The sequence below is a fragment of the Coprococcus sp. RTP21428st1_C9_RTP21428_210409 genome (assembly GCF_040227395.1).
GTDB classification, from domain to species: Bacteria; Bacillota; Clostridia; order Lachnospirales; family Lachnospiraceae; genus Coprococcus; species Coprococcus aceti.
In genome coordinates this window covers 1-14,328 of sequence record NZ_JBEHVV010000021.1, presented here as the reverse complement: position 1 = coordinate 14,328, position 14,328 = coordinate 1, and the positions used below count along the sequence as shown (strand labels likewise).

Sequence of the window (14,328 nt, the reverse complement as noted above, 5' to 3'; positions counted from 1 at the left end):
TTTTTTATAAGGGTAAATCTGATGTCTCGAAGCCGGTCTGTCATATGGCCGGTTCCGGGGCATTGTAGTAAATAAAGGCATACATAAACAAACTAAAAAATAAATTCAGATTTAAGGGGGAACATATGAGATACGGTTATTTTGACGAACAGAACAAAGAGTATGTAATTGACAGACCAGACACCCCGGCACCTTGGGCAAACTACCTTGGTTCACCGGAATACGGAGCTATAATCTCCAACAACGCAGGAGGCTACAGCTTTGAGAAGTCAGGAGCAAACGGAAGAATACTGAGATACATATTTAACAGCTTTGATCAGCCTGGAAGATATGTATATCTTCGCGATGATGACACAAAGGATTACTGGTCAGCATCATGGCAGCCGGTAGGCAAGAGTCTTGATGTGTATAAGAGTGAATGTCACCATGGAACGGCATATACAAAGATGTATGCAGAGTATTCTGATATCAAGTCAGAGGTGATGTATTATGTTCCACTTAACAAGACACATGAAGTGTGGAAGGTGAGAGTTACCAACAACTCTGATAAGCCTCGTAACCTTTCAGCTATCGGATACTGTGAGTTTACAAATGACTGCAATTATGAGCAGGATCAGGTAAATCTCCAGTATACACTGTTCATAACCAGAACATATTTCATGGACAACAACAAGATCCTTCAGGTCATCAATGAGAATGTTGAGAAGGCTGAGATCAATGGAAGTAAGGCAAACAAAAGATTCTTTGCACTTGCCGGAAGTGATGTTGCATCATACTGTGGTGACAAGGAGGAGTTCCTTGGAAGATATCACGGCTACGGCAATCCGATCGGAGTTATAAATGGAGATCTTGGCAACAAGCTCAACTACAACAGCAATGCCTGCGGTGGACTCCAGACAAAATTCACACTTGCTCCGGGCGAGTCAAAGGATTTTGCATTCATAGTCGGAATGAAGGACAATGACGCTGCAAATGCTGTCATAGCCGGATACGCAGATCCTGCCGCAGCATGTCAGAAGGAGCTTGACGAGCTGATCGAGTATTGGCATTCAAAGCTCAACAACTTCCAGGTGCACACACCTAGTGATTCATTCAACAACATGGTAAATACATGGAATGCATACCAGTGTTTCATGACATTCATATGGTCAAGAGCTGCATCATTCTCATACTGTGGTCTGAGAAACGGATATGGATACAGAGATACAGTTCAGGATATCCAGGGCGTTATCCACCTTGCACCTGAGATGGCTCTTGAGAAGATCAGATTCATGCTGTCAGCACAGGTTGACAACGGCGGTGGACTTCCACTTGTAAAGTTCACACATAACGCAGGTCATGAGGATACACCGGATGATCCATCATATGTACAGGAGACAGGACATCCTGCATACCGTGCAGATGACGCACTTTGGCTGTTCCCAACTGTATATAAGTATATTGCTGAGTCAGGCAACCTTGACTTCATAGACGAGGTTATTCCATTTGCCAACAAGGATGAGGGTACAGTTTATGAGCATCTTAAGAGAGCGATAGATTTCTCCATGAACAGACTTGGAGATAATGGTATGCCGGCAGGACTCTGGGCAGACTGGAATGACTGTCTGAGACTTGGAAAGAGAGGCGAGTCAACATTTGTTGCAATGCAGCTCTACTATGCGATGACAGTTATCAAGTATTTTGCTGAGATGAAGGATGATGCAGAGTACATAGATTACATCAATAGCATTCAGTACAAGATGGGTGAGACCATTCAGGAGAAGTGCTGGGAGGATGACAGATTCATCCGTGGATACAAGGAAGGCGGACAGGTCATCGGTTCAAAGAATGATCCTGAGGCAAGCATGTGGCTGAATCCTCAGTCATGGGCAGTTATAAGCGGACTTGCCACAAGAAAGCAGTCTGAGATCGCCCTTGAGTCTGTTCACAGGGAGCTTAACACAGAGTACGGTGTGAGACTTATGTTCCCACCATACAGAGAGCATGCATTTGACGGAGCACTCATGCTTCTGTTCAATGCAGGAACAAAGGAGAATGCGGGTATATTCTCACAGCCACAGGGCTGGATAATACTTGCCGAGGCGCTCATGGGACATGGAAACAGAGCGTTTGAGTATTTCAACGAGAGCTCTCCTGCATCCATGAATGATAAGGCAGAGATCAGAAAGCTTGAGCCATACTGCCATGGACAGTTCACAGAGTCTGTTGGAAGTCCATTTGAGGGTCGCGCTCATGTACACTGGCTTACAGGTACAGCATCCACATGTATGGTTGGCTGCGTTGAGGGTATCATGGGTATGAGACCAGACTTTGGCGGAATCAAGATCGCGCCTTCAGTCCCATCAGACTGGAAGGAGTTTGAGATCGAGAAGATGTTCAGGGGTAAGAAGCTCTCAATCAAGGTTCAGAATCCTGATGGACATGAGAGCGGTTTCCAGAGCCTCACATTAAATGGTGAGAAACTTGAGGCCAATTATATCCCTGCTGACAAGCTTGCTGATACAAACGATATCGTGCTTGTAATGTAATGAATATAAATACATTATTTATACCATATTAAGTTAAGAAGGGCTCAGCCCTTCTTAATTTTTGCCCTGATGCGGAATGAGTGGATTGGGGTTGGAAGGTGGTGCAGGCGAAGTGGAATCGGTATCGATCGCTGAGAGGTTAAAACTCACTGACAACATACATGTTATGGATGTTCCAGGTGGAGGTTATATCCTGTTATGTGGAATATATGGAGAGATTGAGGGGCATGACAAGCTTCCTGCCGGTATGAAGAGTACAAGCTACGAGAAGCTGCTTCCGGTGATAGCCCAGGCAGAAAACTGCGGAGATGTAAAGGGAGTCTTGACTCTGATAAATACGGTCGGAGGCGATGTTGAGTCCGGACTTGCCATATCTGAGATGTTGTCCAGCCTGTCAAAGCCGGTCGTCAATATCGTGCTTGGCGGCGGACATTCCATAGGAGTTCCTCTGGCGGTGTCGGGAAATGTGTCTTTTATAGTGCCGACCGCAACGATGATAGTTCATCCAATAAGGACAAATACGGCGGTGCTTGGAGTTAAGCAGAACTTTGAATATATAGAGAAGATGCAGGAGCGGATCATACAGTTCACAGTGGATCACTCATCTATAGACAGGAAAGAACTGGAGAAACTTATGTTTAACACGACAGAGCTGACCAAGGATGTGGGCTCGGTTCTGATAGGAAAACAGGCTGTCGAAAAAAGGGTTATAGACAGGATCGGTGGTATGTCGGCGGCTTTAAAAACGCTGTATGACTTGATTAATTAAGAAAATGATAGTAAAATTCCATAGGATATTGTATAAACATCGATCAAGGGAGGTTGGTCATGAGCTTATTACAGGCAATTTTGATGGGAATAATACAGGGAGCTACAGAATTTCTTCCAGTCAGCAGTTCGGGACATCTGGCTATTTTCAAGAATATTTTTGGAGTGGAGACCGATACGGGTATATTATTTGACATACTGCTCCATTTTGGCACTCTGGTTGCCATATTTATAGTCTACTGGGCAGATATAAAGAAGCTTGTTATAGAGGGACTCAAGATAGTTGGAGACTGCTGTGTCAATCTGGTAAATTTCATAAAGAACAAGACCTCGAAGGAGGAACAGATATATCCGTATAGGAAGATCGTGTGTACGGCATACAGAAAGTTTGTTATGCTCATACTCGTGTCAACTCTTACGACGACGGTGATCGCAGTCCCATTTGACAAAGCTATAGGACATGCGGGAGATACACTTTTGATACCGGGTATCTGTCTGTGTATAACATCTGTTATCCTGTATTTTGCGGACAGACTGCCGGTTGGTAAGAAGAGTGCGGCAAAGGCTACATACAGAAACGCCATATTTGTAGGTCTGGTACAGGCTGTTGCTACGCTTCCGGGAATATCAAGATCCGGAAGTACGATAACTGCAGGTCTGGCATGCGGCTACACAAGAAAATTCACGGTAAAGTATTCATTTATAATGTCGATACCGGCTGTTCTGGGAGCAGTCATACTGGAGATACCTGATCTGTTTAAGTCATCTATTTCAGGAACTGATGTTGTAAATTACATAGTTGGAATGGTAGTTGCAGGTGTTGTTGGATATTTATGTATAAAATTTATGCTTTATACGGTCAAGAAAAAGAATTTTAAGGGCTTTTCCATATATTGTATGATCGCGGGAATCGTGTCTGTAATATGGTATTTTGTTGCTTAAGATTTAGAATAGAGGTAGAAAATGGCTGCTGGTAATAAAAAGTCATACAAGAACAATACATCAAAGAATGGCACGTCCAAAAACGCTGCGTCTAAAAAGACTGTGGCAAAGAACTCTTCAAAAGGTGGATCAAATAACAGGACATCTGCGAAGAAGAATACTGCATCGAAAAAAACATCTGCCAGATCAAAGGCTGCCATAGAACGCAAAGCCCGGGAAGAGGAACTGGCAAGGCAGAAGCAGATGAGAAGTGAGATCATACTCATAGTTCTCTTTGCATTTTCGGTATTTCTGCTACTTGCAAACTTCAGGATCTGCGGAATAGTGGGAGATACAGTATCGGGATTTTTCTTTGGAATAATCGGTTTCAGCGAGTACATATTCCCGGTATATCTGTTTGTGTCGGCTGCCTATCTTATATCAAATGATTTCAGGGGGAAGATCGTCAAAAAGGTTGTATATTTTGGCGTTGTGCTCATCCTGTTGTCCATGGTATTTCAGGCTATATATTCATCGACCTTTGAGTCGGTCAAGGTTCTGTACATGGATGGGTATAAGGACAGATCGGGCGGAGGAGTTATATGCGGAGGAATATTCTTTGCGATAAGGACACTGCTTGGAGTTCCGGGTGCGTGCATAGTAATATTTATAGCTGCGGTTATCATGTTCATTCTCATAACGGAGATATCAGTTATAGACGAGATCAAACTTTTCATAGCATCTATCCGTGAGCGCAGAGAAAGCGATGATGACGAACAGTATGAAGATGAGGAGTATCAAAGTGACAGATATGACGATGGTTATTACTCACATGATGTAAATGATACTCCGGTTCGCAGAGTGAGACCATCGATGGCAAATCTCAATGTGTACAGCAGCGATAAGTCCAAGGATGACAGAGCTTCCGACAGGACTGCTGCAACGCAGGTCAAGCCAAGGAAGACTAAGCCACAGAAGAATGTAGAGAGGGAGCCTGCCAGGGATTTCTTTGCCATGGAGGATGTCCACGAGCTCACACCTGGAGATGGCGCTGTGGATATGTCCTATGATGAATTTAACAATGATATAGAGAAGATCGTCATGACCGACAGAGAGGAGATCGTCAATCCAGTTCAGATAGACAGAGAGGATCCTGTGCATAAACCGGTGCGGAAGCATGCACCTGTGAAGAGAAGAAAGCCGATGGTCGTAACTCCTGAAGAACCAAAGCTGGCTGCTGTGGACACTGATATGGAGGATGCAGAGATACTTTCATTTACTGATGATGCGGAGGATGTCCTTGCGGGAGCGGTAAATGGCAATATGCATCCAGAGAGTGTGTCAGATTACAATCCGCTCTACGACTTTGCATTTGCGGAGGAGGAGAAGACGGATACCGCGGCTCAAAGCAAAAAGAAGCCGGCGGTACAGACTGAGAGCTCAAAGCAGTATCAGGAGGGAAGAAAATATAAATTCCCAACGGCAGATCTGCTGTCCCAGCCTAAAAAGACAAACAATTCCAACAGGGATGCCCATGTCAGGGAGACAGCCATCAAGCTTAAGAATACCCTCGAGACATTTGGTGTCAATGTAACCATAACAAACTATAGCTGCGGTCCTGCTGTAACGAGATTTGAGATGCAGCCGGAGCAGGGTGTCAAGGTCAGCAAGATACTGAACCTTGCGGACGACATAAAGCTCAACCTTGCGGCTGCGGATATACGTATAGAGGCACCGATACCTGGCAAGGCAGCCATAGGAATAGAGGTCCCTAACAAGGAGAACTCAATTGTGGCGTTCCGGGAGCTTATAGAATCAGATAATTTCAAGAACCTCAAGTCCAAAGTGGCATTTGCGGTTGGTAAGGATATAAGTGGACAGGTCATCGCAACGGATATTGCCAAGATGCCGCATCTTCTGATCGCCGGAGCCACAGGTTCGGGTAAATCAGTGTGTATCAATACACTTATAATGAGTATACTGTACAAAGCCACACCGGAGGAGGTAAAGCTCATAATGATAGATCCTAAGATGGTTGAGCTTGCATGCTACAATGGCATACCACACCTTCTGATACCGGTCGTAACAGATCCAAAGAAGGCGGCAGGGGCACTCAACTGGGCTGTCATGGAGATGACAAGAAGATACCAGCTTTTTGCTGAGCACAGTGTACGTAATATACAGGGATATAATGACAAGGTTGAAAATGCCGTTATAGCGGGAGCTGATGGAGAAAAGCTGACCAAGATGCCACAGATAGTGGTCATAGTGGATGAGCTTGCAGATCTTATGATGGTTGCCCACGGCGAAGTCGAGGATGCTATAGTGAGACTTTCACAGCTTGCCAGAGCAGCGGGTATACATCTTGTCATAGCAACACAGAGACCGTCGGTTGATGTCATAACAGGTCTCATAAAGGCAAATGTTCCATCGAGAATAGCATTTGCAGTTTCGTCGGGAGTTGATTCCAGAACCATACTTGATATGGTAGGAGCAGAGAAACTTCTTGGAAAGGGAGATATGCTGTTCTATCCGACAGGCTATCCTAAGCCGGTCAGAGTACAGGGCGCATTTGTGTCGGATGATGAGGTTACAGCGGTTGTTGATTTCCTCAAGAAGAACAATGGCGTGGGAACATATGATGAGGAGATATCCAAATCAATATCCGGAAATGGTGGATCAGGCGCCACAGCGATAGGTGGGGCTTCAGCCAGTGATAAGGATGAATATTTCGTGGAAGCGGGAAGATTCATTATAGAGAAAGAAAAAGCTTCTATAGGTATGCTTCAGAGAACGTTCAAGATAGGCTTTAACAGAGCCGCAAGGATCATGGATCAGTTGATGGCCGCGGGAGTAGTTGGCCCGGAGGAGGGCACAAAGGCCAGAAAGATCCTGATGACTCAGGAACAGTTTGATGAATATATAGACACTAATTTATAAAAAGCGGAGGATAAGAGCTATGATGACAGACATTGAAATTGCACAGAAGGCTGAGATGAAGCACATAAGGGAGGTTGCTGCAAAGCTCGGAATATCAGAGGATGACCTCGATCTCTATGGAAAGTATAAGGCAAAGCTCTCAGATGAGCTTATAAAGAAGGTTGAGGGCAACGAGAACGGAAAGCTTATCCTCGTTACAGCCATCAATCCAACACCTGCAGGAGAGGGAAAGACGACAATCACTGTAGGACTTGGTGAGGCTATGGGACAGCTTGGAAAGAAGGCGGTTATCGCACTTCGTGAGCCATCACTTGGACCATGTTTTGGAATCAAGGGTGGTGCAGCCGGTGGCGGATATGCACAGGTAGTACCTATGGAGGATCTCAACCTCCACTTTACAGGAGATTTTCATGCTATAACATCTGCAAACAATCTCCTTGCAGCCATGATGGATAACCATATCCAGCAGGGAAATGCACTGAGAATAGATGTGAACAGAATAGTGTTCAAGAGATGTATGGATATGAACGACAGAGTTCTCAGACACACAGTTGTCGGGCTTGGAAAGCGTGTCGACGGAGTGCCTAGAGAGGACGGATTTGTCATCACGGTTGCATCGGAGATCATGGCTATTCTCTGTCTTGCAAGTGACATGAAGGATCTTCAGGAGAGACTTGGCAGAATAATCGTTGCATACAACATGGACAATGAGCCTGTGACAGCGGCTGATCTCAAGGCTGTAGGAGCTATGGCAGCGCTCTTAAAGGATGCCATCAAGCCAAACCTTATCCAGACACTTGAGCATACACCGGCAATCGTACACGGCGGACCATTTGCAAATATAGCACATGGATGTAACAGTGTAATGGCTACAAAGACAGCATTAAAGCTTGCAGATTATGTAATAACAGAGGCAGGATTTGGCGCAGATCTCGGAGCTGAGAAGTTCTTCGATATCAAGTGCCGTATGAACAACCTTAAGCCGGATGCGGTGGTTCTGGTTGCTACAGTAAGAGCACTCAAGTACAATGGCGGAGTTGCAAAGGCAGATCTCGGCGAGGAGAATCTCGACGCGCTTAAGGCTGGTATAGTAAACCTTGAGAAGCATATTGAGAATCTTCAGAAGTATGGCGTTCCTGTTGTTGTTACACTGAACAGATTTGTCACAGACAGCCAGGCAGAGCTTGACTTTGTCAAGAAGTTCTGCGAGGACAGAGATTGCGATTTTGCTCTTGCAAATGTATGGGAGCAGGGAGGCAAGGGTGGTATAGACCTTGCAAATGCAGTGCTCAACACGCTGGAGAACAAGAAGAGCAACTTCAAGGTGCTCTACGATGACAGCCTGTCAATAAAGGATAAGATAAATTGTATCGCTACAGAGATATATGGTGCGGATGGTGTTACATACAGCGCAGAGGCCAGCAAGGCCATCGCCAAGATCGAGGAGATGGGATTTGGTAACTTCCCTGTATGTATGGCAAAGAACCAGTATTCTCTGTCAGATGATCCAAAGAAACTTGGAAGACCTACAGGATTCGATATAAATATCCGTGAGGTTTATGTCAGTGCAGGAGCAGGATTTGTGGTAGCGATTACCGGAACGATCATGACCATGCCTGGACTTCCAAAATCCCCGGCGGCAGAAAGGATTTATGTTGATGATGACGGTAAGATCGTCGGATTATTCTAGGAGGACAAATAAATGTATAAGCTTATAGATGGTAAGGTTATATCAAAACAGATAAAGGATGAGCTCAAGGAGAAGGTTGCGGGTCTCAAGGCAGAGGGCGTAGAGATATGCCTTGCTGTCATTCAGGTCGGAAATGATCCTGCATCGTCAGTATATGTTGGAAATAAGAAGAAGGCATGTGAGTATATAGGAATAGGTTCACTGTCATATGAGCTCCCAGAGGAGACAACTGAGGAGGAGCTTCTTGCACTTATAGAGAAGCTCAACTCTGACGACAAGGTGAACGGAATACTTGTACAGCTCCCGCTTCCAAAGCATATAGATGAGGATAAGGTCATAAAGACCATATCTCCAAAGAAGGATGTGGACGGATTCCATCCGATGAGTGTTGGTGCACTCAGCATAGGACAGCCGGGTTTTGTGTCATGTACACCAGCCGGAGTTATCCAGCTCATCAAGAGATCAGGAATAGAGATAGAGGGTAAGGAGTGCGTGGTACTCGGCAGAAGCAATATAGTAGGCAAGCCTATGAGCATGCTGCTGCTCCGTGAGAACGGAACCGTAACCGTGTGCCATTCCAGAACAAAGAATCTCAAGGAAGTGTGCAGACGTGCTGATATACTCGTGGTGGCAATAGGAAAGCCAGAAATGATCGATGCATCTTACATCAAGGAAGGCGCAACAGTTATAGATGTGGGAATCCACAGGGATGAGAATAATAAGCTCTGCGGTGATGTGGATTTTGAATCAGCCAAGGAGGTTGCCGGAGCGATAACTCCTGTACCTGGCGGAGTCGGCCCTATGACCATAGCCATGCTCATGTCAAACTGCGTGGAATCAATAAATATAAACTAAGAACAAGTGCAAAATTATTGGAGAACAGATGAAAGTATTACTCATATCACTAGGCTGTGATAAAAATCTGGTGGACAGCGAGGTCATGCTCGGTTTGCTGAACAAAGCCGGCCACCAGCTTACAAATGATGAGACAGAGGCAGATGTAGTAGTTGTAAATACCTGTGCGTTCATCAGCGATGCGAAAGAGGAAAGCATCAACACCATCATCGAGATGGGAGAACTGAAGAAAACCGGAAAACTAAAAAAGCTTATCGTTGCGGGATGTCTGTCCCAGAGATACAAGGACGAGATAATGAAGGAGCTTCCAGAGATCGATGTCATTATTGGTGCGACCAATTACGATAAGATAGTTGAGGCAATAGGAACCGACGAGGAGTCGATCGTAGATGATATAAATTATACTCCAAGGCCGATTGCCGAGAGAATAGTAACGACAAATGCGTCGATGGCGTATTTTAAGATCGCAGAAGGTTGTAATAAACTGTGCACTTATTGTATAATACCTCACATACGAGGCAGATACAGAAGCATGCCGATGGACAGCCTGATCGCATCCGCTGAAAAGCTTGCGTCTGATGGTATAAAGGAGCTTGTCCTTGTGGCACAGGAGACTACGCTGTACGGAGTTGATCTGTATGGTGAGAAGAAGCTTCCAGAGCTTCTCACAAAACTCAGTGAGATAGAAGGCATAGAGTGGATAAGACTTCTGTACTGTTATCCGGAGGAGATAACAGATGAACTAATAGAGGTTATGGCCACGAATCCGAAGATCTGCCATTATGTCGATATACCTATCCAGCATTCTGAGAATGCGATACTTAAGAGAATGGGCAGACGAACCAGCAGAGAGGACATTGTGGAGCTTGTCGGCAGACTGAGGACAGCCATGCCGGATATAGCCATCAGAACCACGCTCATATCTGGTTTCCCAGGTGAGACACAGGAACTGCACGATGGTCTGGTCGACTTTGTTGACGAGTGCGAGTTTGACAGGCTTGGAGTATTCACTTATTCGCCTGAGGAGGGCACTCCGGCTGCGGAGTACGAGGATCAGGTGGATGGAGAGCTGGCTGCAAAGTGGCGCGATGAGATCATGGAGCTTCAGCAGGAGATTTCCTATGAGAAGAACCAGCAGATGATCGGAAGCACCCAGAAGGTTCTCATTGAGGGATATCTGGTCGACGATGATGTATATGTGGGAAGAACCTACAGAGATGCTCCGGGGGTTGACGGAATAGTGTTCGTCAGCGCACCATATGAATTGATATCCGGTTCATTTGTGGATGTGAAGATAACCGAGGCAAATGAATATGACTTGACAGGAGTGATAGTAGAATGAATTTACCAAACAAATTGACAATACTAAGAGCTATAATGATTCCATTCTTTCTCGTGTTTTTATATATGTCACCGGGATGGGCGAAGTGGGTGGCACTTGTAATATTCATAGCCGCATCACTTACAGATATGCTTGACGGAAAGATTGCAAGAAAATACAATCTGGTCACCAATTTTGGAAAATTCATGGATCCTCTGGCAGATAAGCTGCTGGTATGTTCGGCACTCATAGCACTGTCGGATCTGAACAGGATCCCAGCATGGATCGTTATAGTGATCATAGCGCGTGATTTCATAATAAGCGGATTCAGACTTATTGCGGCAGAAAAGGGAATTGTTATTGCTGCCGGATGGTGGGGAAAGATCAAGACAACGGTTCAGATGATCATGGTAGGATTTCTGATAGCTGATCTCAAGGTGTTCTACATCTTTGATCAGGTGCTCATCTACCTTGCACTTGCACTGACACTTATATCTCTTGGAGATTATCTGTATCACAACAGAGAAGTCCTCAAGGACTAAAACAGTAAAAAATAAAACAGATTTTATAATTCAACGGGGAATTTGGGGTATACTTTTGTTTGAGGGTATATTTTACACAGATTCCCTGTTTTATTTTGAAAAATAATCGCTTACAACGCCGATAAACCTTTGGTGGTTTTTTCGATTTTACTTGAAATATGACGACAAAGGCTTTACAATTATACTCGGCGAAAATTGGACTATATATAGTCCTAAAATAAATTAAACGGAGGGCTAAAAATGAGCAACACACCAAGCTTGTCAGCAAGTGACAGAATTTCAATGTTACTTGATGACTCAAGTTTTGTTGAAATCGGCGCATATGTAACTGCTAGAAATACAGATTTCAACATTCAGGACAAGGATACTCCAAAAGACGGCGTAATAACCGGTTATGGAGTGATCGATGGCAATTTAGTTTATGTTTACAGCCAGGATGCAAAGGTGCTCGGCGGTTCTATAGGCGAGATGCATGCCAAGAAGATCGCAAACCTTTACGACATGGCAATGAAGATGGGTGCACCTGTTATCGGGCTGATCGATTGTGCCGGACTCAGACTTCAGGAGGCTACAGATGCTCTTAATGCATTTGGAGAGGTATTCATGAAGCAGACTCTTGCATCAGGTGTAATACCACAGATCACAGCTATATTTGGTACATGCGGTGGTGGTGCAGCACTTATACCTAATCTCACAGACGTAACATTCATGACTAAGGAAGGAGCTAAGCTCTTTGTTAACAGTCCAAATGCTCTGGATGAGAACCGTGCAGAGAAGCTTGACACTGCAGCAGCAGATTATGTTGCAGAGAACACAGCAAATGTTGACGCAGTATACGACACAGAGGCAGAGCTTCTCGGTGCAGTGAGAACTATGGTAGGTCTTCTTCCATCAAACAATGAGGATGATGGCGACTGCGCAGTATGTGAGGATGATGTGAACAGAATCATTCCAGATCTTGCTACAAAGGCAGGGGATGTGAAGGCTGTTATAGCAGATATCACTGATGATGAGTTTGTATTCGAGCTCAAGAAGAATTTTGCAGATGACGTTGTTACTGCATTTATCAGACTTAACGGTGAGACAGTCGGTGTTGTCGGAAACCAGAAGGATGTCATGACAACAGCCGGTGCATATAAGGCAGAGGATTTCGTAAAGCTTTGTGATTCATTCAATATCCCAGTTGTCACACTTGTAAACATCAAGGGATTTGCAGCAACTGTAAAGGAAGAGAAGACTATCTCAAAGGCTGTTGCAAAGCTTACTTACGCTTATGCCAACGCAACAGTGCCAAAGGTAACTGTTATGCTTGACAAGGCATATGGTACAGCCTACACAGTTATGTGTTCAAAGGCTATCGGAGCTGATGTTGTATTTGCTTGGCCTAAGTCAGTTATCGGAACAATGGATCCAGAGATGGCTGTAAAGATCATGTATGAAGATGAGATCGCAGCAGCCGGTGACAAGCTTGCTTATATCAAGGAGAAGAAGGCTGAGTACACAGATGCTCTTTCAGGTGCCGTATCTGCAGCGAGAAGAGGCTACGTGGATGATATCATCGAGCCTGATGCAACAAGAAAGAGAGTTATAGCAGCACTCGATATGCTTTTTTCTAAGAGTGAGGACAGACCATTCAAGAAGCATGGAACAATATAAAGGAGTGACAACTTAATGGAAAAGATAATAAAGAAAAAGTTATTATTGATAGTTTCTATGTTAGCTGTTACATTTGCACTTGCCGGATGTTCGTCTTCAGACAAGAAAGTAGAATTTGACTATGACGGAAACACATTGGTTCAGATAGCAGAAACACAGGCTACGAATTACATGCAGGTTGCGCAGGTTGAAGATGTATATAATTTCTATGTGGATGAAGAGGCAAATGGCGGTCAGGTAGATGAAACGACTGCTGATGCATTAAAGGTTTTTTCAACGATTGAGTCTGACTATGGTAAATTCCAGCAGTTTAAGCCGGTCAATCTCGAAGATGAAGATGATAAAACAATACAAGAAGTTGATGACAAGGTTGTTGTTACATTATATGCAGAATGTGCAGAAAAAGAAGCTATAGTAAAGGCAACATTTGTAGACAATTCGGTAACTTACAATTTCCAGAAGTATTCAGTGATGGCTCAGAATCAGTATTCAGAAGAAGAGGCTGATCAGATGCTTGCATCAAATGGTGTTTATCCATACAAGATTTCCGAATTTGAAGTTGCTGCTAATCAGACACTTAAGGACAAGATGAAGGATGCGGGAGCAAATACCCTCATAGGTATGGGTATCGTGTTTATAGCACTTATCTTCATATCATTCATAATTTCACTTCTCAAGTATGTTCCGGCTCTTTTGGACAAGGAGACAAGAGAGAAGAGAAAGGCTGAGAAGGCAAAGAAGGCTCTTGGAAGCGTTGCAACATTAAATGTTGACAAGGAGGATGAGACTCCTGCAGGAAGCGCACCTGCTCCAGCTGGAATAGTAGACATTGTCAACACAGCGACCGGTGAGAGCGTTATGAACGACTCAGAGCTTGTTGCGGTTATATCAGCAGCGGTTATGGCGGCACAGGGCGGAAAGACAAGAGTTCGTGTAAACTATCCAAGTAACGATAAGTTGGTTGTAAGACCAAGAAAAAAGAATAAGAGATAATTATAGGAGGATAATTGTTATGAAGAATTATAGAATCACAGTTAATGGCACATCATACGATGTATCAGTTGAAGAATTATCAGGTGGCGCAGCTCCAGTAGCAGCACCTGTAGC

General features: G+C 44.4%; 10 protein-coding genes and 1 pseudogene. All 11 read left to right on the top strand.

Going from position 1 to position 14,328, the window contains the following annotated elements; genetic code table 11:
- Nucleotides 1-125: 125 nt before the first annotated feature.
- The gene (locus ABUA34_RS06035; protein ID WP_055222577.1) at nucleotides 126-2,528 is read left to right on the top strand and encodes a glycoside hydrolase family 94 protein; all 2,403 of its coding nucleotides are present in this window, start codon (nucleotides 126-128) and stop codon (nucleotides 2,526-2,528) included.
- 76 nt (nucleotides 2,529-2,604) lie between these two features.
- The gene (locus ABUA34_RS06030; protein ID WP_055144542.1) at nucleotides 2,605-3,297 is read left to right on the top strand and encodes a ClpP family protease; all 693 of its coding nucleotides are present in this window, start codon (nucleotides 2,605-2,607) and stop codon (nucleotides 3,295-3,297) included.
- 59 nt (nucleotides 3,298-3,356) lie between these two features.
- Nucleotides 3,357-4,238, top strand: coding sequence for an undecaprenyl-diphosphate phosphatase (locus tag ABUA34_RS06025; protein ID WP_118649121.1), 882 nt, complete (start codon nucleotides 3,357-3,359; stop codon nucleotides 4,236-4,238).
- A gap of 21 nt (nucleotides 4,239-4,259) precedes the next feature.
- Nucleotides 4,260-7,157, top strand: coding sequence for an FtsK/SpoIIIE family DNA translocase (locus ABUA34_RS06020; protein ID WP_349823003.1), 2,898 nt, complete (start codon nucleotides 4,260-4,262; stop codon nucleotides 7,155-7,157).
- A gap of 19 nt (nucleotides 7,158-7,176) precedes the next feature.
- Nucleotides 7,177-8,847, top strand: coding sequence for a formate--tetrahydrofolate ligase (locus tag ABUA34_RS06015; RefSeq protein ID WP_022216523.1), 1,671 nt, complete (start codon nucleotides 7,177-7,179; stop codon nucleotides 8,845-8,847).
- Between the two features lie 12 nt (nucleotides 8,848-8,859).
- On the top strand, nucleotides 8,860-9,702 hold the full coding sequence (gene folD, locus ABUA34_RS06010; protein WP_015534883.1) for a bifunctional methylenetetrahydrofolate dehydrogenase/methenyltetrahydrofolate cyclohydrolase FolD: 843 nt from the start codon (nucleotides 8,860-8,862) through the stop codon (nucleotides 9,700-9,702).
- A gap of 28 nt (nucleotides 9,703-9,730) precedes the next feature.
- Nucleotides 9,731-11,044, top strand: coding sequence for a 30S ribosomal protein S12 methylthiotransferase RimO (gene rimO, locus ABUA34_RS06005; protein WP_055273025.1), 1,314 nt, complete (start codon nucleotides 9,731-9,733; stop codon nucleotides 11,042-11,044).
- Entirely contained in the window at nucleotides 11,041-11,565 is a 525-nt protein-coding gene (pgsA, locus tag ABUA34_RS06000) for a CDP-diacylglycerol--glycerol-3-phosphate 3-phosphatidyltransferase (RefSeq protein WP_349823002.1), read from the top strand. Before rimO ends, pgsA begins: the two co-directional genes overlap by 4 nt.
- A 240-nt stretch (nucleotides 11,566-11,805) precedes the next feature.
- Nucleotides 11,806-13,221: an acyl-CoA carboxylase subunit beta gene (locus ABUA34_RS05995; protein ID WP_117874237.1), complete on the top strand. Its 1,416-nt coding sequence runs from the start codon at nucleotides 11,806-11,808 to the stop codon at nucleotides 13,219-13,221.
- Nucleotides 13,222-13,236: 15 nt separating this feature from the next.
- Nucleotides 13,237-14,214 carry an OadG family protein gene (locus ABUA34_RS05990; protein ID WP_238050255.1) on the top strand — a complete coding sequence of 326 codons (978 nt, stop codon included), beginning with the start codon at nucleotides 13,237-13,239 and terminating at the stop codon, nucleotides 14,212-14,214.
- A 19-nt stretch (nucleotides 14,215-14,233) separates the two neighbouring features.
- Nucleotides 14,234-14,328 (top strand): annotated as a pseudogene (locus ABUA34_RS05985) (acetyl-CoA carboxylase biotin carboxyl carrier protein subunit); the annotation flags it as partial.